We start from the raw sequence: 23,518 nt of genomic DNA, 5'->3' as shown, positions 1-23,518 counted from the left end.
AACTATTGCATTTGTATTGGACATAATCTATAAAAGAGGTCATATGAAAAAACTTCTTTTTCCTGTTTTTACAGTTCTGTTTCTGGCTTCTTGCGCAGCATCGTCTGGGGACGAAATTAATCTCTCAGACATTGACTTATCGGGTCTTGAATCGGGTTGTGCGAGTAATTGTGTCAATAACTATTCACTCTGCGTTGACCGCTCACCTTTCTTTTCATTTAAATCTGAATGTAAGAGCATCTTGAAGCTGTGCTCTCAGACTTGTAAGCCCAGAAAATAGGCTTCTTACCTCCGCAGTTTTCAGCTTTTTTATCAAAATTCAGATAAATAGTATTTCTGGTCAACTCACCCATTTTGATAAGCGTTATAGTAATAAGAGGCATAAAACCTCTATTCATTAATGGGGGTATCAAATGAAAAAGATGCTGGTATTGCTATTTACTTCAGCAACCCTTCTTGGGTTAGCTTCATCTGCAAGCGCTCATGGATGGAGGGGTGGCCACGGTGGTAATTGGCATGGTCGATCCAATTGGGCACCTATTGCAGTTGGCGTTGTAGCCGGGGCAGCAGTTGCCCACGCGTACTATAGGCCCGCGCCTGTTTACTATGTGCCGCAGTATTACTATCCACCTCAAGCCCAGACAGCAGCTTATTGTCCAGAAAATGGACTGTATTACCCGCAGACGCAAGCTTGTCCTAGCGGCTGGCAAATAGTAAGTTATTAAAAATTCTGAGCAAATTCAAGCTGCTTTTGCGGGCTTTCTTTTTGCCAGTCTATTATTTGCGCTTAGACCAATAGTCAGAGCCACTAGATTGATTTTGTTCTTGCCCCTCGGTATACAAAGTATCTGATATTTCTTCTAGTTTTACTTTGTAAAATTTCAGCATCTTTCTGACTTGGTCTAAATCAACATCTCTGCGTGAATCAATATCCCTTTGATGGTCCATCATCAATTGATTGAGTTTATCTTCATCATTTTCTAATTCTTCAAAAGACTTAATTTGCTTATCCATTTTGTAAATTAACTCCTAATGTATATCTAATGTTATTGAGATTTCGACGCTATATTTCTCATTAAAGATTAAGCCTTCCACTCCCCAGATTTACCGCCACTCTTCTCCAGTAGTTTCACATCACCCATCACCATGCCACGGTCGACTGCTTTACACATATCATAGATTGTGAGTAGGGCAACTTGGACGGCGGTAAGGGCTTCCATTTCTACGCCAGTAGGGCCCGTGGTTTCTGCTTTGACTTGGCAAGTGATGCTGTTGTCATTTGGATTGGCTTGAAACTCGAGACTAACGTGAGTTAGCGCTAGAGGATGACAGAGTGGAATGAGGTCTGACGTCTTTTTTGATGCCTGAATACCTGCGATTCTGGCGATGCCCAGGACATCCCCCTTTTTATGGCTGCCTGCTTCGACCATCTTGAGGGTCTCCGGAAGCATGCTGATCTTGCCTGTAGCGATGGCGATTCTATGGGTAGAGGCTTTATCACCCACATTTACCATATGGGCTTGGCCGCTTTCATCAAAATGAGTTAGTTTGTTCATGGGATAAGTTTTACCATATAGATATGCAGGATATAAAGTTCCTTAGAAAAACCGCATTTTGGCAGCGCCTTTTAGCCGCCCATCTAGCGCTAGCTTTGTCATGCTCAGGTGTTATGCCTGCTTATGCCGCCACCCCTACAGGCGATGTTTCTGTAGACGGTAATTCTGCAGCTGTTCAAAATATTGGCCGAGCAATGCAGTCGCCAGATGCTAAATCTTCTAAGCTGCCCACCCGAAATACTCTACAAACTCAGCCCAATATTATCTTGCCCGATATGGGTGATCCTGGAGGAGACTCCCTTAGTCGAATTGACGAGCGAAGATACGGCGAAATGATCATGCGCCAGATTCGTCCTGACCCTGATTTTTCTAATGACTTACCGATCTATGATTTCTTAAATGCCATGGAGCGCCGGTTATTGCAGGCCGCAAAAAAATTACAGCTTGGTGGCGCGAATGAGCAGGGTAGTGGCGCCTATAACTTTGAAGTGTTCGCAGTAAAAGACAGCAGCATCAATGCGTTTGCTTTGCCTGGCGGCTTTATTGGATTTCATACGGGCTTACTAGTGAGTGCAGAAACCGATTCAGAAGTGGCATCCGTCATGGGTCACGAAACAGGACACGTTTTGCAGCGTCACCTTGCACGCCAAATGGATAAGCAATCCACTAATACGATGATTGCTATTGCGGGTATGGTGCTAGGTGCCTTGGCTATGTCCCGCAACCCTTCGGCTGCTGCAGGCCTGATGCAGGGCGGTCAGGCGATGGCGATCGATAATCAGCTTTCTTATTCAAGGGACGCTGAACGTGAAGCCGATCGCGTTGGCTTTCAGATTTTGGAAGCCAGTGGGTACGATGTAAATGGTGCCCCAGGTTTCTTCCAGCGCTTGCAAAGAGCAACTGGCGTAATGGACAAAGGCGTTCCAGCGTATGTGCGGACCCATCCCTTAACGACCGATCGAATTGCTGATATGCAAGATCGAGCAAGGAGAGTAGCTGCGCGTAATGTTCCAACGGCAGTAGAGTTTTATTTTATTAAAGCTCGGGCGCGGATGGAGCAGTCGGGTACCTCTAGCGGCATGTACGATCTTAAAAATACTTTTGAGAGCTTTAGTAAGCAATCTCAAGCTGGTAAACAAATGGAAGGCTTTTATGGTTTGGCTCTCATTGCGCAGCGCCAAGGCAAGATAGATCAAGCGGAGGGATATTTGCAGCAAGCGCGCAATTTAGCCCAGGCTGCCAGTGCTCCAGGTTCACCAATTCAGAGGCAAAGTTTATCTTTGGATATCACCGCATCTGAATTAGCTTTGGCTAAAGGTAAGGGCACAGAAGCTTTGCAAATAGCACAAGATACTTTGCGTGCTTACCCTCAGTCCTATGCTGCTGGGGCGGCCATGATCAATGCCTATTTAGCTCTTGGACGAACCAATGATGCGATTACCTGGCTTAAAGCCAGGACTCGTGTTCAGCCAAATGAGATTGTCTGGTGGAGTTTGTTATCAAAAGCTTACGATCAGGCTAAGAATGTGCCGATGCGTCATTTCGCACTTGGAGAAAAATATGCGCTTGAAGGCGCTTGGCCATCAGCCATTGAGCAATTGAAGATTGCTCGTTCAGCGGGCGGCTCAGACTACTATCAAGGCTCTAGTATTGATGCGCGCTTACGAGAAATGCAACGACAGTATCAAGATGAGCTCAAGGAGCAGGGCAAAATTCCGGGCTAGGACTACGATCGATCGGTTGGCTTTGCAATGAATTGAAAGCGAGTGGCAAGCTCTTCTGAATGGATTGGGTCTAATGGCAATTGTTTTCCTTGCCAGGTCCAAGATCCACCAAAACTACAAGCTTCTTCACGTAGTTTGGCCAGTTCAGAAAAATGATCTAAGTCGTGATCATGTAAGAGGGCTACGGTTTGACAATCCTCTGTAGAAAACTGCGCTGCATTTTTATCTCTGTCAGTCAGTTGTTTTACTTTGCCAAGAATATAAATATTGCCACCCTCATCACTCAAGGCACCGCTTGCCTGTATTGGGTTTTTGCATTGTGTCAGCATCTCCAGGCCGTTCTCGCTTGGTGTGATGCGAACCACCCAGGGCATAGCGTCGAGCGTGACGAATACACGTTGGGGACCATTCTGAAAAAAGTATCTTCCTAGGCTATCGCATGCATAGTTTCTGGAGATAAATTCATTTAAGGCTGTATGGGTGATCACCTGGCCAGGTAATTGATTTTGCTGCGCGAATTCATCACGCATACGCCACTGTCCTCGTCGATCTAAGGCAAGCCAACCAAAGCAATCCGGTACATTAGGCCACTTGATGAGCGACCGCAATACTTGCTCATCCATGTCGATGTTTAATGAAGACCGTGGGGTGTTGAGGGTGCGTCAAAAGTATCTTCAGTGGAGCGACTGGCGTGCAGGTGTGCGATGCGCCAGCCCTGACTATCTTGTAAGAGCACGAGAGTGATATTTAAGAAAAATTCAGCTTCTACTTGATCAGCTCTAAGATGAACTGCTTCAGTGGTGTCATAAATGGCAGCCCCTGGAATGGAGTGACTAATACAGGCAATCGGCTCTAAAAATAATGGCTGCTTGGATAAAAGCCTCTCTAAGCCTTGACGTATTTCTGCATGACCACTTAGGCGATGACCTTCTGGCAGCACGCAAGTAATAGAGTCGTCATCAAGCCAGATATCTAATGCACCTTTGACATCGCGATGGCGCAACGCATCTCGCCAGGCGTCTACAACTTCATCAGCATTGTGAAAGAGTCTTGCAAGTTTAGTCATCACTTACTTTTCCGAGTCATGATTTCAATGTATTGAGTGTAGCTAATACTTGTTCCGGCAGTATGTCTTTTAGGCACCGTAAGTGGCCTAATGGGCACTCTCGTTTATGGCATGGGCTGCAAGGCATATTGAGCCAAATAACCTTAGCTCTATCAGACAAAGGGGGTGTATGGGCGGGGTCACTGGATCCAAAGATAGCAACCTGGGGAGTCTTGAGCGCGGCTGCAATATGCATCAAGCCTGAATCGTTGCTGACTACAGCCTTGCTCATGCCAATCAAAGCAATTGCTTCATCTAAGGAGGTATTGCCACACCAGTTATGAATATTGTTGTTTTGCTTAGCCTGGGAAGTAATTTCTTGGCCAAGAACATGATCGCTTTTACTGCCCAAAAGTACTATCTGAACGTTTGGATTTTCTACGATGAGCTTTTGTGCGAGTGTCGCGAAGTGCTCAGTAGGCCAACGTTTTGTGGGTCCGTATTCTGCGCCTGGGCACATTACATAAATTGAGTCGCCACAAATGTTGGCACCTTTCAATTTATTTTCTACAAATTGTTTTGCTGCGTTTGAAACATTGAGTTTAGGAACCAGCTGAGTCAGTGGAAGTGACTCGCCATCTTTGAGAAGCTCGCTCAGTGCTGAGTAGTGCTCCACCATCGGTGGGCGTTTGATTTTGCTTGGGTTATCTAGCGCTAGATTAATGAGGCCAAAACGCAGCTCCCCACGATAGCCAATTCGAAAAGGGATGTTGGCCAGCCAAGGAATCAGTGCAGATTTGAAACTGTTGGGCAATACAAAACACGCTTGATACTGTTTGGCCTCAATCTTTTTGGCTAGTTGTTTGCGTAAGTTCCATTGCAGTTTGCGATGCTCAAATTTTGCTTCAATCACTTCATGCACTTCTGAGCATGCACGATAGATAGGCGCTACCCAATTACTGGCAAGCACATCAATTTTGGAATCTGGATAAAGTATTTTGAGATTGGCCAGCAAGGGCTGAGTGGTTACTGCATCCCCAATCCAGTTAGGGGCAATGATCAGAATACTGTGCATGTGTTGTATCCCGACTCAGCGCCTCAAGAGAGGCGCTGATAAGGCTTAATGTCCGTGTGGCTCAGTGCCAGGAATCAATTTGTAATCAGCACCACAGTATGGGCACTTAGCTTCCCCAGTTTTGGTGATGTCTAAGAAAACCCGTGGATGTGAGTTCCAGGCTGGAGTTTGATTGGTGGGGCAATGCAATGGCAAGTCTTTGCCGTTCACCATAACAACTTGAGCTTGAGTCATGTTTCTATTCCTGATTACTTAACGTAGGTGAGCCAAGATTTGTATTGATCATTTCTACCATATACCGCATCAAAATAGGTCTTCTGAATTTGTTCGGTAATCGGACCACGCTTGCCATCACCAATGGTGCGGTCATCTAATTCGCGAATCGGAGTCACTTCAGCGGCAGTACCAGTAAAGAACGCTTCATCGGCGGAATAAACTTCATCACGCGTCAATCGTTTTTCACGAACTTCATAGCCCAGATCTTTAGCAATTTGAATCACAGAGTCACGAGTGATGCCGTCTAAGCAGGATGCTAAGTCAGGGGTATACACAATGCCATTGCGAATCATGAAGAGGTTCTCGCCGGAGCCCTCGGAAACATAACCCTCGGTGTCTAGCAACAAAGCTTCGTCATATCCGTTGGCAGTGACTTCCTGATTAGCCAAAATGGAGTTGATGTAGTAGCCAGAAGCTTTGGCACGCACGAGTGATGAGTTCACAAAGTGGCGGGTAAATGAAGAAGTCTTTACTCGAATACCCTTGTTCAGACCATCTTCGCCCAAATAAGCACCCCATTCCCAGGCAGCAATTGCAGTATGAATACTGTTGCCCTTAGGAGAGATACCCAGTTTTTGGGAGCCAATAAAAATGATTGGGCGGATATAGCAAGCTTCGAGCTTGTTACTATTGACCACCTCAATAATTGCCTTGGAAATTACCTCTTGGCTGAAAGGCATATTCATTTGGAAAATCTTGGTGCCATTAAAGAGACGCTTTACGTGCTCTGGGAGGCGGAAAATGGCTGTGCCTTGCGGGGTTTTGTAGGCGCGGATGCCTTCAAAAACGCCCATACCGTAGTGCAGACTATGGGTTAGGACATGAATATTGGCCTCACGCCAGGGAATAAGCTTCCCATCGGACCAAATAAAGCCATCGCGGTCAGACATCGACATTTTCTCTACCTTTTTGTATCTGGTTAATCGGGTCGCCGAGGGAGGGTTTATGGCCCCAGACCCAAAATGCGTCCAAGCGCCTATTGTAGAGCAGGCAGGGCCTTACGTGGCTTAGATCCTTCGGGGTAGTTGGGCTAGACGATTTAGAATGGAGTATTCCCCATAAATCACCCAATTTGCCCAATCTCATGCCGGAATCCTTATTTAAAGTTAAACGTCTCAGTGAATTAGCTCAGTCAGGCCAATTAAAGGGAAAGCGGGTTCTGATTCGCGCCGACCTCAATGTGCCCCAAGATGAAGCGGGCAATATTACGGAAGACACTCGCATTCGGGCATCGATGCCTGCGGTGCAGATGTGTCTAGATGCTGGCGCTGCTGTGATGGTGACTTCACATTTAGGTCGTCCAACTGAAGGCCAATTTAAATCTGAAGACAGTTTGGCCCCAGTAGCTGATCGCATTGCTACTTTGCTTCATCGCAAAGTTCCGCTCATTAGTAACTGGGTAGATGGCGGATTTGAAGTCAATCCAGGCGAAATGGTTCTTCTGGAGAACTGCCGTCTCAATGTAGGCGAGAAAAAGAATAGTGATGAGTTGGCAAAAAAGATTTCTGCTCTTTGTGATGTATATGTGAACGATGCATTTGGTACGGCGCATCGTGCCGAAGCAACGACTCATGGTGTTGCGAAGTTTGCACCTGTAGCTTGTGCTGGTCCTTTGATGGCTGCTGAACTAGATGCATTAAGTCGTGCGCTAGCAAGTCCAAAGCGCCCGTTAGTAGCCATTGTTGCTGGTTCTAAAGTTTCTTCTAAGCTCACCATCCTCAAAGCACTCTCTGAGAAAGTCGATGAGTTAATTGTTGGCGGCGGTATTGCTAATACTTTCATGCTGGCTAAAGGTTTGCCAATTGGCAAATCGCTTGCTGAACCAGATTTGGTGAATGAGGCTAGGGAAATTATGGATCTGATGGAAAAACGTGGCGCACACGTTCCTATTCCTGAAGATGTTGTAGTGGCTAATGAACTCTCTCCCTTGGCGCGTGCAAATCGAGTGTCTTCAGATCAGGTGGCAGAAGATGACATGATTCTGGATATCGGCCCTAAGACTGCTGCGCGTCTTTCCACAATGCTGGCGCATGCTGGCACGATTGTGTGGAATGGCCCATTGGGCGTATTTGAAATTGATCAATTTGGCGGCGGTACAAAAATGCTAGCTGCAGCAATTGCGCACTCACCAGCGTTTTCAATTGCTGGTGGAGGCGATACATTGGCAGCAATTGCCAAATACGGTATTGAAAATCAAGTGGATTACATCTCAACTGGCGGCGGTGCTTTCTTGGAGTTCCTTGAAGGTAAAACTTTGCCAGCCTTTGCAGTACTTGCCGAAAGAGCGAAAGGCTAAATATGTTACGAGCTACAAAAATTATTGCAACACTAGGACCCGCATCTGAGAAGCCTGAGGTATTGCGCGAGATGATTCGTGCAGGTGTTGATGTTGTGCGCATGAATTTCTCGCATGGCACAGTCGCAGATCACAAAGCTCGCCATGATTTAGTCAGAAGCATATCTGCTGAAGTTGGTAAAGAAGTTGGCATCATGGCCGACCTGCAAGGACCTAAAATTCGCGTAGGTAAATTTGCAGATAGCAAAATTCTGCTAAAAGAAGGCGAGAAATTTATTCTCGACGTTGCTTGTGAGCTTGGCGATCAAGGCCGTGTAGGACTCGATTACAAAGAGCTGCCCAGCGATGTGAAGCCTGGCGATCGCCTCTTATTAAATGATGGCTTGGTTGTGCTGCGGGTTGAGAGTGTTAAGGGTGGTGAAATTTTTACGCTCGTAGAGCAAGGCGGCCCGCTCTCAAATAACAAGGGTATCAATCGCGCTGGTGGTGGTTTAACAGCACCAGCCCTCACAGAAAAAGACATTGCTGATTTGGATGCTGCTATTGCCATGGGCGTTGATTTCTTGGCGATTAGTTTTCCAAAAGATGGCGCTGATATGGCGTATGCCCGTAAATTAGCTGATGCAGCCAGCGCTAAACATGGCGTTGGTAAAGTAAGAACGATTGCCAAAGTTGAGCGTGCTGAAGCAATTGAGCCTAAAGCACTTAAAAGCATCATTGCTGAGAGCGATGGCATTATGGTTGCTCGTGGTGACCTCGCCATTGAGGTTGGTAACGCTGCAGTACCAGCATTACAAAAGCGCATGATTTCTTGGGCGCGTGAAGCAGATAAATTTACGATTACTGCAACGCAAATGATGGAGTCCATGATTAATGCTCCAGTACCTACGCGTGCAGAAGTAAGTGACGTAGCCAATGCGGTCTTGGATGGTACTGACGCAGTAATGCTTTCAGCAGAATCTGCAGCAGGCTCTTATCCAGTGCAAACGATTAAAGCAATGGCAGAAATTTGTGTTGAGGCTGAAAAATCAGATCGCGTAAAGTTGGATACAGACTTTTTAGATCAAACCTTTACTCGCATTGATCAAACGATTGCATTGGGTGCTCTATTTACTGCCCATCATTTAAACGCCAATGCGATTGCTGCGCTAACAGACTCTGGTTCAACACCAATTTGGATGAGCCGTCATAACATTCATGTGCCTATCTTTGCTTTGACTTCAAAGATTGCAACTCAACGAGCATTGAGTACCTACCGTAATGTCACACCGATTGGCTTGGATTACACCAAAGACCGTGATACCGCTTTACAAGAAGTAGAGGCTTGCTTGAAAAAGTCTGGGGCAGTCAAAAAGGGTGACACTGTAGTTTTGACATCAGGCGAGCCAATGGGCGAACCCGGCGGCACAAATAATCTCAAAATTATTCATGTGAAGTAATTTGTACATCAATTAACTATTTATCTATATCTATTAAGAGAACACCATGGCTTTAGTATCTTTACGACAACTCTTGGATCATGCAGCCGAAAACGGTTATGGCTTACCAGCATTTAATGTCAATAACTTAGAGCAGGTGACTGCGATTATGGAAGCAGCCAATGAGGCTGACTCTCCAGTCATCATGCAGGCATCGGCAGGGGCGCGCAAATATGCTGGTGAAGCATTCTTGCGTCATTTGATTTCTGCAGCAGTCGAGGCCTATCCCCATATTCCAGTGGTGATGCATCAAGATCACGGCCAAAGCCCGGCTGTTTGTATGGCTGCTATCAAGAGCGGCTTTACCAGTGTAATGATGGATGGTTCGCTCGAAGCTGACGGTAAAACGGTTGCCAGTTATGAGTACAACATCGATGTTTCTAAAGAGGTCGTGAAGTTTTCTCATTCCATTGGGGTTACTGTAGAAGCTGAGCTTGGCGTATTAGGCTCTCTGGAGACAATGCAGGGCGACAAGGAAGATGGTCATGGCGCTGATGGCAAGATGACACGTGAGCAGTTGTTAACGGACGTTGAGCAAGCTGCTGACTTTGTAAAGGCTACTCAATGCGATGCTTTGGCAATTGCGATTGGCACTAGTCATGGTGCATATAAGTTCACCAAAAAGCCAACCGGTGATATTTTGGCAATTGACCGTATTAGAGAAATCCATGCACGCATTCCAAATACGCATTTAGTAATGCACGGTTCTTCCAGTGTTCCTCAGGAATTACTCGCTGAAATTCGTCAATTCGGCGGCGATATGAAAGAGACTTATGGCGTGCCAGTAGAAGAGATTCAAGAAGGCATTAAGAATGGTGTTCGTAAGATCAATATTGATACTGATATTCGCTTGGCAATGACGGGTGCAATTCGTCGCTATCTCATTGAGAACCCAAGTAAGTTTGACCCGCGTGATTATTTGAAGCCAGCCCGTGAAGCAGCGAAGAAGGTATGTATTGCGCGCTTTCAGGCGTTTGGATCTGCTGGCCAAGCATCCAAAATCAAACCGATTCCTTTGGAAAAAATGGCTGAACTCTATAAGAGCGGCAAACTAACTCAGATCGTGAAGTGAATCAACATGCCAGCTTTGTACGCCACCTCTATTCAGTCCTTGCCTTTGCTATCTAAGGGTAAGGTACGTGATGTCTACGCTTTGGGCGATGACAAACTCTTGATGATCACTACTGATCGCTTATCTGCATTTGATGTGGTGATGGGTGAACCCATTCCAGAGAAGGGTGTTGTACTGAATCAAATGGCAAATTTTTGGTTTGATAAGTTGGCAAAAGTGATTCCAAATCACTTGACTGGAATTGATCCGGCTACAGTCGTTAGCCCTGATGAGGTTTCACAAGTGAAAGGTCGAGCAGTTGTTGCCAAGCGCTTAAAGCCTATTTTGGTAGAGGCAGTTGTACGCGGCTATTTGGCTGGGAGCGGCTGGAAGGATTACAAAGAAACAGGCAAGGTTTGTGGAATTGCATTGCCAGCCGGTCTTGAGAATGCCCAAAAATTACCGGAGCCTATTTTTACTCCGGCTGCTAAAGCAGATGTTGGTGAGCATGATGAGAATATTTCTTTTGAGAAGGTGGTGGAGTTGATTGGTGAGAAATTAGCCAATCAAATTCGTGAAGTCAGTATTCGTCTTTATAAAGAAGCTTCTGAATATGCTGCCACTCGTGGAATTATCATTGCTGATACTAAGTTTGAGTTTGGCTTAGATGATGCCGGTCAATTGGTTTTGATGGATGAGATTCTCACTGCAGATTCCTCCCGCTTCTGGCCAGCTGAAACCTATTACGTGGGCTCAAACCCACCTTCTTATGACAAGCAGTTTGTGCGCGATTGGTTAGAAACTGCCCAAGTCAATGGCAACTTGTGGCCCAAGACCGCTCCTGCGCCCCAATTGCCTGCTGAGGTGATTGAAAAGACGGCTGAAAAGTACCGCGAAGCCCTGAATCGTCTAACTCAGGGATAATAGAGCCCTTAGACAATATTTAGGGCATGTGGAGAGGTAGATGAGCAAGAAGCCAATAGTCGGAATCGTGATGGGCTCCAATTCAGATTGGGACACCATGCAGCATGCCGCTCAAATGCTCGAGCAGTTTGGCATCGCTCACGAGGCAAAAGTGCTTTCCGCGCATCGTATGCCTGATGACATGTTCCAGTATGCAGAAAACGCCCAATCGAATGGCCTGCAAGCCATTATTGCTGGCGCAGGTGGTGCAGCCCACTTGCCAGGCATGCTTGCCTCAAAAACAATTGTTCCGGTATACGGTGTTCCCGTAGCCAGTAAATATTTACGCGGTGAAGACTCGCTATATTCAATCGTGCAAATGCCAAAAGGTATTCCGGTAGCTACTTTTGCAATTGGTGAAGCTGGTGCAGCCAATGCCGCCCTCCATGTGATAGCAGGCCTTGCCTTGCATGATGCAGATCTTGCTAAGCGCCTTGGCGAGTTTCGTGCCAAGCAGTCTGATACTGCACGCTCTATGAATTTGCCGGGATATTAATTACATGGCAGATCGTATGGAACCCATTTTGCCGGGTTCATATTTAGGAATATTAGGCGGTGGTCAACTGGGTCGTATGTTTACCCAAGCGGCCCAAGCTATGGGGTATAAAGTCTGTGTTTTAGATCCTGGTTCTGATAGTCCTGCCGGCTCTATTGCAGAAAAATTTATTCAAGCTGATTATGTCGATTCTGCTGCCTTAAAAGAAATGGCAGCTTTATGTTCATCTGTCAGTACTGAGTTTGAGAATGTTCCTGCACAAGCTTTAGATGAGCTTGAAGCCTTAGGTGTATTTGTGGCGCCGCGTAGTAGTTGTGTCTCACTAGCGCAAAATCGTATTGCTGAGAAAAAATTCTTGGCCACTTGGAAGTCTGAAACCAATATTGGCCCTGCACCTTATTTTGTGATCGAGCATGATGCTGATATTGCTCATGTTCCAGCAGACCTCTTCCCTGGAATTTTAAAGACTGCCCGCATGGGTTATGACGGTAAGGGTCAGATCACTGTTTATAGCTCAGAAGAATTGACCGCTGCCTGGAATGAATTGGGACGCGTATCCTGTGTTCTAGAAAAGCGTATGGAACTTGATTTCGAGGTTTCTGCTTTGGTAGTTCGGGGCCATGATGATGCGGTTGTCGCCTATCCCGTGTCACAAAATATCCACCGCGATGGTATTTTGCATACCTCTACCGTGCCCGCTCCATCACTCAAGCCTGCTCAAGAGAAAAAAATTGTTGATGCAGCAAAGGCGCTGATTCGGAAGATTGAATATGTTGGCGTTCTTTGCGTTGAGTTTTTTGTACTCAAGAACGGCGATATCGTTGCTAATGAAATTGCACCTCGTCCCCATAACTCTGGTCACTACACCATGGATGCTTGTGTGACTGGTCAATTTGAGCAGCAAGTCAGAGCGATGGCTCGTCTACCTTTAGGTGATACACGGCAATTAGCGCCAGTTTCTATGCTCAATTTACTAGGCGATCTCTGGTTTGAAGGTAGTGAAGACAAAGCTAAAGAACCTGCTTGGAACAAAGTCCTGGCTCATCCCGATGCAAAGTTGCATCTCTACGGCAAATCCGCCCCCCGCATTGGAAGAAAGATGGGCCATATCAATTGTTTAGGCGAGGCATTAAATGAAGCTCGCCAAAATTGTGCTGCTGTAGCTACTGAATTAGGCATCGAGCCCTAGAAATGTCGACCGATAGTAAGCTGCTGCAATCTTCAGCAGTGATCAATGAGGCAGTTCAGACATTACGCGATGGTGGTTTAGTTGCCTTTCCCACCGAGACAGTTTATGGCCTTGGTGCGGATGCGAAGAATCCAGAAGCAATCAAAAAAGTTTTTACTACTAAAGGACGCCCCGCTAACCATCCATTGATTGTGCATTTAGCAGCGCCGGATAAATTTGATCAGGCCCAAGTCGATTGGGTGTCAGTTTTGGCGCCGTGGGCAAGACATATATCTGAAGATGCCCTCAAGTTAATCAATGCCTTCTGGCCTGGGCCTCTAACATTGGTCTTCAAAAAAGATAAAAGCGTTCTGAATGATTTGACTGGAGGGCAGGATACGGTGGCTATTCGCGCGCCTGCGCATCCGATCGCACAAGAGTTATTGCGTAAATTTAAGGGTGGCGTAGTTGCACCTTCTGCCAATCGTTTTGGAAAAGTATCTCCCACTAGCGCAGCTGATGTCCGTAATGAATTTGAAGACACGCTTGATCTGATGATTTTGGATGGCGGTGATTGCGAAGTAGGCATTGAATCAACCATCATTGATATGTCTTCTGGTGATCAAGCGGTTTTGCTTCGTCCCGGTGTCATTACCCCAAAAGAAATTTTTTCCAAGACTGGTATTAAAGTCTTGCAGCCGGGCGAGCTAAATCTTGCTGCAGCAGAGAATGTAGAACCAACCCCAAGAGTCTCTGGCAGCTTGCGCGCACATTACGCACCTACCACTCCCTTGCGCTTGTATGCTCCTGGCCGAGTATTAGATGCACTGAGCGAATTTCCGGATACAAAGTCTCGGGTTGCTGTAGCGGTTTGGGATTCTGAATCTTCTTTGGGTGAAGATGGTCATCCATCTGTTCATTTTGAAGAGGTTGAAATTCCGAGCGATAGCGGAGAATTTGCTAGTCGCTTGTATCGCTCATTACGTGATTTGGATCAGCAGGGCTGGGATTTGATTCTCTTTCCTGAGCCCCCAAGCGGTGAAGAATGGGATGGCGTTAGAGATCGACTTCAGCGCGCAAGCTTTGGCTCTGGACCATCTTCAAGTAGCCACGATAGTAATTGATCGTGAGCCTCTAGGCCTCTCCAAGCATTGGGGTGGTTGATAAAAGAAGTCACTGCATATAACTTCCCCGATTTACTCATGACATAGCCAGAGATGGATCGCACATCTGCTAGTGATCCGGTTTTAATTCTGGCCTCAGGCTTTTTCTTTAGGTGTAAAAATTTACGGAGTTGTGTCATGAGACGATTTCTCATCGTGCCATCAGTTCCAGCAATTGGTAGGCTGTTATAGAAAACATCCCCTACCGATAGGTTTCGAGCAGTCAATAAGAGCTGATTCATTTGTTCTGCTGTAATCGCTTCGTTGCGTGATAAGCCTGAACCATTTTCAATCACAAGACCCGGAAAATCTAAGCCATTTTGTTTTAGCCAGCTCTGTATAACCAACTCACCATTGGCGGTTGTTGCTGGCCTCCCCATTTTTTCTAGAGCTAGAGTTAAAAGTAGTTGGCGTGCCATGACATTATTGGAATACTTATTAATATCTAGAACATCATCACTCAGATTGATTCCTTCAAATTGGAGAAGGAGTCTTGCGGCAAGAGGTACATTGCCATTTTTGCCGACGGGGGTCCGTGTCCATGTACCGCCAGATTGCTCCCAAGCAGCAGCAAAGCCTTGTGTCAGAAAAGTATTTGCATCAAGGGCGACCACGTTGTAGTTCACTCCTTTACAGGCGCTGGGAAACGCCCCTGAAAATTGTGCCACCAGCGGTTGATCTGTTTTCGTTGTGCCCTCAGGGTCTAGGTTAAAGCGAATATTGCTTTTCCAGTTGTCACAGGGGCGATCAACCAGCTGCATTTGATTGTCAATCTTCAGTTGTGAGAGTGATGGCGTATAGGCAATATCAATGAAGTCTGCCGTTCGTGATTTACCCAGCTGAAACGAGAGGGTTCTAAAAGCGTAGAGCAAAGGATCAGGTGGTACGTTGTAGGCGCGTAAGGCTTCGCCATCGATAGTGTTGTGCTCCATTACATTTGGAGCATATGCACTTCGATCAAAGAATAAATTACCATCAATCTTTTGAATACCAAGCGCTTGTAACGATTTCATGAGCTTGGCTAACTCTTCAGGAATTAACTTTGGATCACCAGTACCCTGCAGGTAAAGGTTTCCCTTAAGAGTTCCTTGCCGAATTGCGCCATCGGTATAGATATTAGTACGCCAGCGATACTGTGGCCCCAAGATATCTAAACCCGCAAGCGTTGTTAAGAGCTTCATGGTTGAGGCGGGGTTCATTGCTTCAGTGGATCGCCAATTGAGAATATTTTTAGCGAGATGCTTACCCGGACGGGCAGACTCAATTTCCATTACTGAAATACTGACAGCGTCTTTTGGAATTTGATTGCGCTCTAAGCTCGTTGCAACAGCTTGAGGTATGGCCAGTAGCACCCCTTCAGCTCTGGCTGTAGATGCAAAAAGGCAAAACCCAATCCAGGGGGTTATGAGGGCTAAAGTAAAAAGATGACGGATAGATTGCTGCATTCCCGATAGGATAAACCTAGGGAGCCAGAAGGCAAAGAGATGCCTTATTTACTGATGTACTTTGACCTATAGTATTCAATGATGCGATTTTGATCTTCCAGTAATTGAATCAATGCACTCACCCTGTCAGGGATCGGGGCTGCTGTTTCAAGGACTTCGCAGCCTGCGATAAAGCGCTGAGCGCTTAATAGCTGGGCACCGCCTTTAATTTTATGAATCAAGCTTGTCAAAATCTCTTCATTAACAGTTTCGGATTTCAGTATGGCAAGGGTATCGTCGTGGACTTTTTTAATCTCATCCAATATGAGCACAATATGGCCTGGATTCTTTTGTAGGAGGTTAGAAAAGAGCTCAAATGAATATTCTTGAGAAACTTCTGGCTCTTCATTTTTCTCTGAAACCTCTTGAATGCTGAAGTATCGAGCCAATTCGTTTTCTAAAGTCATCAAGCTCAGGGGCTTAATCAGAACCCCATTCATGCCAGCGGCAAGAAATTGGTGCCGAGCGTCTAAAGCATAGATATCCGCAGTAATGCCAATGATCACGATCTCACCATAGCCTAAAGCGCGAAGGTGTTTTGCTAACTCTGAACCTTGCATTCCGGGAATAGATTGGTCTGTGAGTAGAAGATCAAAATCTTGTTGCGATATCAACTCAATAGCTTTGTTTGCACTTTCGCAAACACTAACTTGAGCACCTAAAGCCTGTAATTGCAAGGAAATGATTTGTCTACTGGCAGGATGATCTTCAACCACTAGAGCTTTGAGTGGCCCATCTTGATATTGAATATTTCTTGATGCCAGTTTTTTAGAGGCCCAGCTTCTATCGGAAATGGAGTTTCTAGAGACGGCAATGCTGGTACGAGGAAATGCCACACAGAAATGAATATTGCTACCAAAGCCTGGGGCACTCTCGAAATAGAGCTGGCTATTCATTGAGTTGACTAAGTGGTTGGTAATAGTAAGACCTAGACCAGTACCATTTTGCTGATCTGTTTTGCCGGGAACTTGCTCAAAGGCTTGGAGGGCTAGCTTGATTTCTTCGGAGCCCATACCAATACCAGTATCGATGACTCTGAACTCAATTAACTGCCCAGCATGATCATCTGCGAGTACGCTGATGGAGAAGTAAACCTCTCCACGATCAGTAAATTTAATCGCATTACTTAAGAGGTTCTGCAGAATTTGACGAAGCCGCAAAGTATCAATCATTAAGACGGCAGCAATTCGTGGATCTTTAGAGGTATGTAAGAGCAGACCTTGCTTATTCGCTACCGTTGAAAATCCCGAATGAATATCATCAATGAGTGTATTGAGGCAGCAGGGCTCTAAATTGAGAGTAAGCTTGCCAGCTTCAATTTTGGAAAGATCTAATACCTGATTCAGAATGCCTAGTAGCGATTCGGCAGAAGAGTGCGCGCTCTTCAGTAATGATTTTTCACTATCAGGAAATTGCCGACTACTCAGTAATAACTCTTGCACCCCTAAGATTGCATTCATTGGAGTACGGATTTCATGACTCATCGTTGCTAGAAAGGCGGACTTCGCCGCATTTGCATTTTCGGCTAGCTCCTTAGAGGCAATCAAATCTTCTGTCGCTTGCTCCTGTAAAGATTGTTTCTTTTGTAGACGCCAAAATAGGATGCTACCTAGCGCCATCAAAGTCAGGGTGAATAGCCAAGGCAGCTTTCCCCAATAGGGACTTTTGTTTCCTGAAAAACTGGAATTTCCAAGTGCAAAGAGTTGGCTAGACTCAATCGGATCAAGACTGTATAGAAAGTTATTGAGCAAGCCATGTAAAGCACGGTCTTGATTTGAAATAAGCCAGCGATATTCAAAGGGCTCTCTCTTGTAGAGTCCATCTACACGAAGCTCAGAAGTATTGAAGTCTTGTACTAGCTGATGAGCCAGTCGAATCGGTAGTACTAGTGCCTCAACATCATTTTTGAGTAGGTCTACAACCAGATGCTGAGCATTATTAGAAAGCTTAGCCTTCGGATGTCTTGGTATGGGTTGGTTTTCGTATCCGCGATCAAAGTAAGCAATATTGGCTGGAGCAATTTTTTCAATACTGTTTGGGCTTGCTGTTAGAACGGCATCATGTCCCCAAAAGATTGCTTCTGATAACGAGCCAAATCGCAGGTATTCATCATTTAGATTTGGTGGGTCGATCATGAAATCCACTTCTCCAGCAGCCAATTGATTTAATCCTTCTTGATCAGTATTTCTCCACTTTGGCAAAAATTCTTGCCCAGTAAATTCCCCCAGTTTTTTCAAGAGCGCGTGAAAGACCCCTGAACCTTTGTCATTACTTTGTAAATAGGGGGCATATTTTTCATGAATGCTGAAGTGCACTACAGGGTGCTGGTCGATCCATCGCTGTTCTGCTGGACTCAGAGCTTGGGCGTGAGTCATCCCGCTTGCCTGATTGAATAGCGGGCAAATCAGCAGTGATGTACAGACGATGAATCGATGCATATTTCTTTTAGCTTTCGATGATCTTGTTCATGCGGCAGAATAAAATTAAGTCGGCAATATTATTGATACCAAGTTTGTCAAAAACTCTGGTCTTATAAGTAGCCACTGTTTTATTGCTGATATGAAGCATGTCTGAAATCTGCTGATTCGTATTCCCTTTTCCAAGATACTTCATGACTTGTAACTCGCGATCAGAAATCAGCGCTAACTTATCGTTGTCACTTAATGAGCTATTACCATTTTTTCCATGTGTGAAAAAGTTATACCCTTGCGAGATCGCAACACAGGCTGCCAAGATCACATCAGCCCCTGCGGTTTTATTGACAAAGCCATGCCCACCTAGTGATCGAACTCGGCCGCCATAAACCGCTTCATCCATACTGGAAAGAACCAGAACTCGCACATCGGGATACATCAAGCCAATGCGCCGAATGACATCAAAACCATCGGTCTTGGGCATATCTAAATCTAGAATCACCATATTGGGATTCATCTCTTTGATGGACCGAAGGCATTCCTCGCCATTCTGGGCTTGCCCTGCAATTTCAAATAACAACTGGTCTTGCAACATACTTTTTAAGGCCATCAGCATAGCTGGATGGTCATCTACCAACATCACGCGTTTTCTCATTACTGGTCTCCATTTTGGTTTGGTTGTGGATGAGGGTGCAGCGAAAAAATAGCCTTAGCGATACGGCTATCATTAATTTGGAGCATTTGATGGCGACTGAGCGGTGACAACATTAGACCGCCGTAGCAATGATCGATGTGCATTGCAGATGCATTCTCTAAGTCTTTGACTAGACTGATATTGCTTGCATAAATTTGTGTAGTCGAAAAGGGTGATTGCTTCAATTGAGTCATCACATCATTTGATAGCGCTTCATTTCTAAGCTGACTGACATCAATATGAATGCCTTCTATTTGCATCTCATTAATCCAGTGCAGCTGATCTGCTGTCCCCGTGAAGTTCATGAAGTGCAGCAAGACGCCTAGTCGGCGCATGCGAAGTAAGCCTTCTTTATACGCATCAGCAATGTCTGGTTCAGGAAGTGAGGGGATTCCTAATGCAATCAGCCCCACGGGTAGTCGTGAGTTCAGAATCAGATCACTCAGTGCATCGATGTATCCGCTGGAGGCGATGGCATGAGTTGGCATTGGCAAAATGCCAGGAATAAAACGGCCACTGCGATACCAGTAGGAAATCGTGTCCAAGCCTTCCATGAATAAACGCAGTAATTGCATATCGGAGGCTGTTAGTAGAGGTCTAAATAGTGAGCCGGTCAGTTTTGTTCCCTTACAGTTAAAAATGGGTTCATGGCTAATCGCTTGTCGCTTGGACCAGGATTGGTGTTCTTCAAGAGCTTGGCTACTCATACCAAGCCAGGGTGCGCCACAGGCGTCGCGGACTTCTTGGAAGGGTTTGTTCTTCCATGCCTTTACAAGCGTGTACAGCCGGGATTTCGGGCTCATCAGCATTCTCCAATCGGTGACTGTCCAGTCTAGGCAGGACGGATTGGAGCGGTAAGGGCTTTGGGCTGATTTATCTGTAGGAATCGACCTACCAACCTGTCCCCATTATAAATAAGGGCCTATTTCTCAGGAATTTATCCTACCGCCCTTGAAATCTCAGGAATCAGACCTATATAATCAGCACTCCCAACATGCGAGTGCTAAAAAGGTGAATTTTTAGGTAAATTACCCTTAGCGTCCGTGTGAAGAGATTATAAAGCATTGATTTATATAGATATTTAATTAGTTAACACTTACTAACATAGGAGAAGAGATGAATTTGCGTCCCTTACATGATCGCGTAATCATCAAGCGTTTAGATCAAGAATCAAAAACTGCTTCCGGAATCATCATTCCTGACGCTGCTGCAGAAAAACCGGATCAAGGTGAAGTATTGGCAGTAGGCCCAGGCAAGCGCGATGACAGCGGCAAATTGAATGCACCTGATGTCAAAGTTGGCGATCGCGTGTTATTTGGCAAATATGCTGGTCAAACAGTTAAGGTCGACGGCGATGAACTTCTCGTAATGCGCGAAGAAGACATCATGGCTGTTGTACAGAAGTAATTTCGGTATTTAAGAGAGGAATTCAATCATGGCAGCAAAAGACGTTGTATTTGGAGATAGCGCCCGTACCAAGATGGTGGAAGGCGTAAACATTCTAGCGAACGCAGTTAAAACTACTTTGGGACCAAAGGGTCGTAACGTTGTAATGGAGCGCTCATTCGGCGGTCCTACTGTGACTAAAGACGGTGTATCCGTTGCAAAAGAAATCGAACTCAAAGACAAACTGCAAAACATGGGCGCGCAGATGGTTAAGGAAGTTGCTTCCAAAACTGCTGACATCGCTGGTGACGGTACAACTACCGCGACTGTATTGGCTCAGTCTATCGTACGCGAAGGTATGAAATACGTTGTTTCAGGCCATAACCCAATGGACCTCAAGCGCGGCATTGATAAGGCAGTGACTGCTGCTCTCGAAGAGCTCAAGAAAATCAGCAAGCCTTGCACAACCACTAAAGAAATCGCTCAAGTTGGCTCTATTTCAGCTAACAGCGATCACAGCATTGGTCAGCGTATTGCTGAAGCGATGGAAAAAGTAGGTAAAGAAGGCGTGATTACTGTTGAGGATGGCAAGTCTTTAGAAGATGAACTTGAAGTAGTTGAAGGTATGCAGTTTGATCGTGGCTACCTCTCTCCATATTTCATTAACCAGCCTGAAAAACAAGTTGCTGTATTGGAATCGCCTTATGTTCTCTTGTTTGATAAGAAAGTTAGCAACATTCGTGATTTGCTCCCAGTACTCGAGCAAGTAGCTAAATCTGGTCGTCCACTGCTCATCATTGCAGAAGATGTTGAAGGTGAAGCTTTGGCAACCTTGGTGGTGAACAACATCCGCGGCATTATCAAGACTTGTGCTGTTAAGGCTCCAGGCTTTGGTGACCGTCGTAAAGCAATGTTGGAAGACATCGCGATTTTGACTGGCGGTACAGTGATTGCTGAAGAGATTGGCCTCACACTCGAGAAAACAACTCTTGAGCACCTAGGTCAAGCAAAGCGAATTGAAGTTGGCAAAGAAAACACCATCATCATTGACGGTGCTGGCGATGCTAAAGCAATCGAAGCACGTGTGAAGAACATTCGTGTTCAGATCGATGAAGCTACTAGCGACTACGACAAAGAAAAATTGCAAGAGCGTGTTGCCAAGTTGGCAGGCGGTGTTGCAGTGATTCGTGTTGGTGCTGCTACTGAAGTAGAAATGAAAGAGAAGAAAGCCCGCGTTGATGATGCATTGCACGCAACTCGTGCTGCCGTTGAAGAAGGTATTGTTCCTGGCGGTGGCGTAGCTTTATTACGTGCTATGCAAGGTATCAAGGGTCTTAAAGGTGATAACGCTGATCAAGACGCTGGTATCAGCATCGTATTGCGCGCTATGGAAGAGCCACTTCGCATCATCGTTTCTAACGCTGGTGACGAAGCAAGTGTTGTTGTAAACGCGGTATTGGCTAGCAAGGGTAATAACGGTTACAACGCTGCAACTGGTGAGTATGGCGATCTTGTAGCTCAAGGTGTGATCGACCCAACTAAGGTAACTAAAACTGCATTGGTAAATGCAGCTTCTGTAGCGGCCTTGTTGTTGACTACCGATTGCGCAATCTGTGAAGCTCCAAAAGATGAGTCTGCTGGTGGCGGAATGCCTGATATGGGTGGTATGGGCGGAATGGGTGGTATGGGCGGAATGATGTAATAGCCGCATCTCTCCAGCTGCTCGCTGAAGAAACTAAAACGCCTGGTTCAAAAGACCAGGCGTTTTTTATTGCACTAAAAACTGAGAAATAAAAAGGCTGCCAATGGCAGCCTTTTGTGGTTTTGAATATAGCTCTACTTATTCAACAGCCTTGACCATATCCTCAACCACTTTCTTCGCATCACCGAAGACCATCATGGTTTTATCCATGTAGAAGAGTTCGTTATCCAGACCAGCATAACCTGCAGCCATGGAGCGCTTATTTACGATAATCGTTTTAGCTTTGAATGCTTCCAGAATTGGCATACCAAAGATTGGGCTACCTGGTGTGCGTGCTGCTGGGTTTACAACGTCGTTTGCGCCAAGCACTAACACTACGTCAGCCTGACCAAAGTCACTATTGATGTCTTCCATCTCAAAGACTTGATCGTAAGGAACTTCAGCTTCAGCCAAGAGTACGTTCATGTGGCCAGGCATACGACCTGCAACTGGGTGAATCGCATATTTCACAGTCACACCATGATGAGTCAGTTTTTCAGTTAACTCTTTTAGGGCATGCTGCGCACGGGCAACTGCTAATCCATAACCAGGAACAATAATGACTGTGTCTGCGTTTTCCATAAGGAAGGCAGCATCTTCTGGCGAACCAGTTTTGTAGTTCTTAGGAGCGCCATCGTCGGCTCCGCCAGCAGCAGCTTCAGCACCGAATCCGCCAAGCAGAACGGCAACGATGGAGCGATTCATGGCCTTACACATGATGTAAGAAAGAATCGCGCCTGAAGAGCCCACGCAAGCACCAGCAATAATCAACACAGGGTTGTTCAATGTGAAACCAATGCCTGCAGCAGCCCAACCAGAGTAGCTATTAAGCATAGACACCACAACTGGCATATCAGCGCCACCAATTGGGATGATCAAAGTAATACCTAATACCAAAGCAATTGCACACATGGCCAAGAAGGCTGCGTGGCTATCGCCCATGTAATAAGCAACACCTGCGCCAACCATCGAAATTGCTAAGATCAAGTTGAGTAAGTGCTGACCAGAGAAAGTAACTGGCTTACCACTGACCTTGCCAGACAATTTGCCGAAAGCAATCACAGAAGCAGTAAAGGTAATTGCACCAATAAATGCGCCGATAAAGAGTTCAATCTTTTGGGCGCCAGTATGGGCTTGTGCAGGATTAAATACTGCAGCAATCGCAATTAATACTGCAGATAAACCAACGAATGAGTGCATCAAAGCGACGAGCTCTGGCATCTTGGTCATCTGTACACGTTTAGCAGCAATCGTACCGATAATTGCGCCACCAACAATTGCAGCAATGATCAGCGAAAAGACTGGCTTGAAGTCAGGGATCATGAAGGTGGTGATCACCGCTAAGAGCATACCAATCATGCCGAAAGTGTTACCTTGGCGTGAAGTAGTTGGCGAAGAAAGTCCACGCAAAGCGAGGATGAACAACACCGATGAAATGAGATAGGAAATTGCAGTTATGTTTGACATTATTTGGTCTCTTTAAATCTCTATGAGGATCTTGTTCTCGT

Annotated in this window: 23 protein-coding genes; 11 read left to right on the top strand and 12 right to left on the bottom strand. The window is 45.8% G+C overall.

Annotated elements, in window-relative coordinates:
- Positions 1–413: 413 nt before the first annotated feature.
- A complete protein-coding gene (locus ICN13_RS06300) occupies positions 414–725 on the top strand; it encodes a hypothetical protein (protein WP_216139542.1) in 312 nt (103 codons plus the stop codon).
- A gap of 52 nt (positions 726–777) precedes the next feature.
- Here the strand turns inward: ICN13_RS06300 and ICN13_RS06295 are convergent, their stop codons facing one another.
- Positions 778–1,014, bottom strand: a complete 237-nt coding sequence (locus tag ICN13_RS06295) for a hypothetical protein (RefSeq protein WP_216139541.1) — start codon at positions 1,012–1,014, stop codon at positions 778–780.
- A gap of 68 nt (positions 1,015–1,082) precedes the next feature.
- Positions 1,083–1,556: a cyclic pyranopterin monophosphate synthase MoaC gene (gene moaC / locus ICN13_RS06290; protein ID WP_216139540.1), complete on the bottom strand. Its 474-nt coding sequence runs from the start codon at positions 1,554–1,556 to the stop codon at positions 1,083–1,085.
- 23 nt (positions 1,557–1,579) lie between these two features.
- Between moaC and ICN13_RS06285 the strand changes: the two genes are divergently transcribed.
- A complete protein-coding gene (locus ICN13_RS06285; RefSeq protein WP_216139539.1) occupies positions 1,580–3,280 on the top strand; it encodes a M48 family metalloprotease in 1,701 nt (566 codons plus the stop codon).
- Positions 3,281–3,282: 2 nt separating this feature from the next.
- Here the strand turns inward: ICN13_RS06285 and ICN13_RS06280 are convergent, their stop codons facing one another.
- Genes ICN13_RS06280 through ICN13_RS06260 form a run of 5 tightly spaced genes read right to left on the bottom strand, consistent with a single transcriptional unit; the run spans position 3,283 to position 6,572 of the window.
- The gene (locus tag ICN13_RS06280) at positions 3,283–3,903 is read right to left on the bottom strand and encodes a DUF2946 family protein (RefSeq protein ID WP_216139538.1); all 621 of its coding nucleotides are present in this window, start codon (positions 3,901–3,903) and stop codon (positions 3,283–3,285) included.
- 8 nt (positions 3,904–3,911) lie between these two features.
- Entirely contained in the window at positions 3,912–4,346 is a 435-nt protein-coding gene (locus ICN13_RS06275; protein ID WP_216139537.1) for a nuclear transport factor 2 family protein, read from the bottom strand.
- Between the two features lie 16 nt (positions 4,347–4,362).
- Positions 4,363–5,400 carry a lipopolysaccharide heptosyltransferase II gene (gene waaF / locus ICN13_RS06270; RefSeq protein WP_216139536.1) on the bottom strand — a complete coding sequence of 346 codons (1,038 nt, stop codon included), beginning with the start codon at positions 5,398–5,400 and terminating at the stop codon, positions 4,363–4,365.
- 45 nt (positions 5,401–5,445) lie between these two features.
- Positions 5,446–5,634 (bottom strand): zinc-finger domain-containing protein, encoded by a 189-nt coding sequence (locus ICN13_RS06265; RefSeq protein WP_087909504.1) that lies wholly within the window; start codon positions 5,632–5,634, stop codon positions 5,446–5,448.
- Positions 5,635–5,648: 14 nt separating this feature from the next.
- Complete coding sequence (locus ICN13_RS06260) at positions 5,649–6,572, bottom strand: branched-chain amino acid transaminase (RefSeq protein ID WP_216139535.1); 924 nt, start codon at positions 6,570–6,572, stop codon at positions 5,649–5,651.
- Positions 6,573–6,760: 188 nt separating this feature from the next.
- Here ICN13_RS06260 and ICN13_RS06255 point away from each other — a divergent pair, with 188 nt between their 5' ends.
- From ICN13_RS06255 to ICN13_RS06225, 7 genes are read left to right on the top strand one after another with little or no spacing between them, the layout of a single operon-like run.
- On the top strand, positions 6,761–7,972 hold the full coding sequence (locus ICN13_RS06255; RefSeq protein ID WP_216139568.1) for a phosphoglycerate kinase: 1,212 nt from the start codon (positions 6,761–6,763) through the stop codon (positions 7,970–7,972).
- A 2-nt stretch (positions 7,973–7,974) separates the two neighbouring features.
- Complete coding sequence (gene pyk / locus ICN13_RS06250; RefSeq protein WP_216139534.1) at positions 7,975–9,411, top strand: pyruvate kinase; 1,437 nt, start codon at positions 7,975–7,977, stop codon at positions 9,409–9,411.
- A 46-nt stretch (positions 9,412–9,457) separates the two neighbouring features.
- On the top strand, positions 9,458–10,522 hold the full coding sequence (gene fba / locus ICN13_RS06245) for a class II fructose-bisphosphate aldolase (RefSeq protein ID WP_216139533.1): 1,065 nt from the start codon (positions 9,458–9,460) through the stop codon (positions 10,520–10,522).
- A 6-nt stretch (positions 10,523–10,528) separates the two neighbouring features.
- Positions 10,529–11,425, top strand: a complete 897-nt coding sequence (locus ICN13_RS06240; protein ID WP_216139532.1) for a phosphoribosylaminoimidazolesuccinocarboxamide synthase — start codon at positions 10,529–10,531, stop codon at positions 11,423–11,425.
- Between the two features lie 40 nt (positions 11,426–11,465).
- Positions 11,466–11,960 carry a 5-(carboxyamino)imidazole ribonucleotide mutase gene (gene purE / locus ICN13_RS06235; protein WP_216139531.1) on the top strand — a complete coding sequence of 165 codons (495 nt, stop codon included), beginning with the start codon at positions 11,466–11,468 and terminating at the stop codon, positions 11,958–11,960.
- Positions 11,961–11,964: 4 nt separating this feature from the next.
- The gene (locus ICN13_RS06230) at positions 11,965–13,149 is read left to right on the top strand and encodes a 5-(carboxyamino)imidazole ribonucleotide synthase (protein ID WP_216139530.1); all 1,185 of its coding nucleotides are present in this window, start codon (positions 11,965–11,967) and stop codon (positions 13,147–13,149) included.
- A gap of 2 nt (positions 13,150–13,151) precedes the next feature.
- Positions 13,152–14,252: an L-threonylcarbamoyladenylate synthase gene (locus tag ICN13_RS06225; protein ID WP_216139529.1), complete on the top strand. Its 1,101-nt coding sequence runs from the start codon at positions 13,152–13,154 to the stop codon at positions 14,250–14,252.
- Here the strand turns inward: ICN13_RS06225 and dacB are convergent.
- The 4 genes from dacB to ICN13_RS06205 form a co-directional block, all read right to left on the bottom strand.
- Positions 14,198–15,736, bottom strand: a complete 1,539-nt coding sequence (dacB, locus tag ICN13_RS06220; RefSeq protein ID WP_216139528.1) for a D-alanyl-D-alanine carboxypeptidase/D-alanyl-D-alanine-endopeptidase — start codon at positions 15,734–15,736, stop codon at positions 14,198–14,200. The genes ICN13_RS06225 and dacB overlap by 55 nt on opposite strands.
- Before the next feature lie 44 nt (positions 15,737–15,780).
- Positions 15,781–18,150 (bottom strand): ATP-binding protein, encoded by a 2,370-nt coding sequence (locus ICN13_RS06215; protein ID WP_255534063.1) that lies wholly within the window; start codon positions 18,148–18,150, stop codon positions 15,781–15,783.
- A gap of 70 nt (positions 18,151–18,220) precedes the next feature.
- Positions 18,221–18,844, bottom strand: coding sequence for a response regulator transcription factor (locus tag ICN13_RS06210; RefSeq protein ID WP_087909494.1), 624 nt, complete (start codon positions 18,842–18,844; stop codon positions 18,221–18,223).
- Complete coding sequence (locus ICN13_RS06205) at positions 18,844–19,686, bottom strand: diguanylate phosphodiesterase (RefSeq protein ID WP_216139526.1); 843 nt, start codon at positions 19,684–19,686, stop codon at positions 18,844–18,846. Before ICN13_RS06205 ends, ICN13_RS06210 begins: the two co-directional genes overlap by 1 nt.
- Before the next feature lie 313 nt (positions 19,687–19,999).
- Here ICN13_RS06205 and ICN13_RS06200 point away from each other — a divergent pair, with 313 nt between their 5' ends.
- A complete protein-coding gene (locus ICN13_RS06200; RefSeq protein WP_087909492.1) occupies positions 20,000–20,290 on the top strand; it encodes a co-chaperone GroES in 291 nt (96 codons plus the stop codon).
- 28 nt (positions 20,291–20,318) lie between these two features.
- Positions 20,319–21,971, top strand: coding sequence for a chaperonin GroEL (groL, locus tag ICN13_RS06195; RefSeq protein ID WP_216139525.1), 1,653 nt, complete (start codon positions 20,319–20,321; stop codon positions 21,969–21,971).
- A gap of 138 nt (positions 21,972–22,109) precedes the next feature.
- On the opposite strand, the gene ICN13_RS06190 is transcribed toward groL, so the two are convergent.
- Positions 22,110–23,477, bottom strand: coding sequence for an NAD(P)(+) transhydrogenase (Re/Si-specific) subunit beta (locus ICN13_RS06190; RefSeq protein WP_216139524.1), 1,368 nt, complete (start codon positions 23,475–23,477; stop codon positions 22,110–22,112).
- Positions 23,478–23,518: the final 41 nt, after the last annotated feature.

It is taken from the genome of Polynucleobacter sp. MWH-Berg-3C6 (assembly GCF_018881855.1).
Taxonomy (GTDB): Bacteria; Pseudomonadota; Gammaproteobacteria; order Burkholderiales; family Burkholderiaceae; genus Polynucleobacter.
Note: the sequence above shows the minus strand (reverse complement) of the source record. Positions and strands in the feature narration are given on the sequence as shown.

What these genes read in the sequence shown, in the direction of transcription:
- ICN13_RS06240 (WP_216139532.1), top strand. Translation starts at nt 10,529, where the DNA reads ATGCCAGCTTTGTACGCCACCTCTATTCAGTCCTTGCCTTTGCTATCT.
- ICN13_RS06200 (WP_087909492.1), top strand. Translation starts at nt 20,000, where the DNA reads ATGAATTTGCGTCCCTTACATGATCGCGTAATCATCAAGCGTTTAGAT.
- purE (WP_216139531.1), top strand. Translation starts at nt 11,466, where the DNA reads ATGAGCAAGAAGCCAATAGTCGGAATCGTGATGGGCTCCAATTCAGAT.
- groL (WP_216139525.1), top strand. Translation starts at nt 20,319, where the DNA reads ATGGCAGCAAAAGACGTTGTATTTGGAGATAGCGCCCGTACCAAGATG.
- ICN13_RS06210 (WP_087909494.1), bottom strand. Translation starts at nt 18,844, where the DNA reads ATGAGAAAACGCGTGATGTTGGTAGATGACCATCCAGCTATGCTGATG.
- ICN13_RS06215 (WP_255534063.1), bottom strand. Translation starts at nt 18,150, where the DNA reads ATGACTCACGCCCAAGCTCTGAGTCCAGCAGAACAGCGATGGATCGAC.
- ICN13_RS06260 (WP_216139535.1), bottom strand. Translation starts at nt 6,572, where the DNA reads ATGTCGATGTCTGACCGCGATGGCTTTATTTGGTCCGATGGGAAGCTT.
- ICN13_RS06190 (WP_216139524.1), bottom strand. Translation starts at nt 23,477, where the DNA reads ATGTCAAACATAACTGCAATTTCCTATCTCATTTCATCGGTGTTGTTC.
- ICN13_RS06295 (WP_216139541.1), bottom strand. Translation starts at nt 1,014, where the DNA reads ATGGATAAGCAAATTAAGTCTTTTGAAGAATTAGAAAATGATGAAGAT.
- ICN13_RS06225 (WP_216139529.1), top strand. Translation starts at nt 13,152, where the DNA reads ATGTCGACCGATAGTAAGCTGCTGCAATCTTCAGCAGTGATCAATGAG.
- ICN13_RS06285 (WP_216139539.1), top strand. Translation starts at nt 1,580, where the DNA reads ATGCAGGATATAAAGTTCCTTAGAAAAACCGCATTTTGGCAGCGCCTT.
- ICN13_RS06205 (WP_216139526.1), bottom strand. Translation starts at nt 19,686, where the DNA reads ATGAGCCCGAAATCCCGGCTGTACACGCTTGTAAAGGCATGGAAGAAC.
- moaC (WP_216139540.1), bottom strand. Translation starts at nt 1,556, where the DNA reads ATGAACAAACTAACTCATTTTGATGAAAGCGGCCAAGCCCATATGGTA.
- pyk (WP_216139534.1), top strand. Translation starts at nt 7,975, where the DNA reads ATGTTACGAGCTACAAAAATTATTGCAACACTAGGACCCGCATCTGAG.
- fba (WP_216139533.1), top strand. Translation starts at nt 9,458, where the DNA reads ATGGCTTTAGTATCTTTACGACAACTCTTGGATCATGCAGCCGAAAAC.
- ICN13_RS06300 (WP_216139542.1), top strand. Translation starts at nt 414, where the DNA reads ATGAAAAAGATGCTGGTATTGCTATTTACTTCAGCAACCCTTCTTGGG.
- ICN13_RS06255 (WP_216139568.1), top strand. Translation starts at nt 6,761, where the DNA reads ATGCCGGAATCCTTATTTAAAGTTAAACGTCTCAGTGAATTAGCTCAG.
- ICN13_RS06280 (WP_216139538.1), bottom strand. Translation starts at nt 3,903, where the DNA reads ATGGATGAGCAAGTATTGCGGTCGCTCATCAAGTGGCCTAATGTACCG.
- ICN13_RS06275 (WP_216139537.1), bottom strand. Translation starts at nt 4,346, where the DNA reads ATGACTAAACTTGCAAGACTCTTTCACAATGCTGATGAAGTTGTAGAC.
- ICN13_RS06265 (WP_087909504.1), bottom strand. Translation starts at nt 5,634, where the DNA reads ATGACTCAAGCTCAAGTTGTTATGGTGAACGGCAAAGACTTGCCATTG.
- dacB (WP_216139528.1), bottom strand. Translation starts at nt 15,736, where the DNA reads ATGCAGCAATCTATCCGTCATCTTTTTACTTTAGCCCTCATAACCCCC.
- ICN13_RS06230 (WP_216139530.1), top strand. Translation starts at nt 11,965, where the DNA reads ATGGCAGATCGTATGGAACCCATTTTGCCGGGTTCATATTTAGGAATA.
- waaF (WP_216139536.1), bottom strand. Translation starts at nt 5,400, where the DNA reads ATGCACAGTATTCTGATCATTGCCCCTAACTGGATTGGGGATGCAGTA.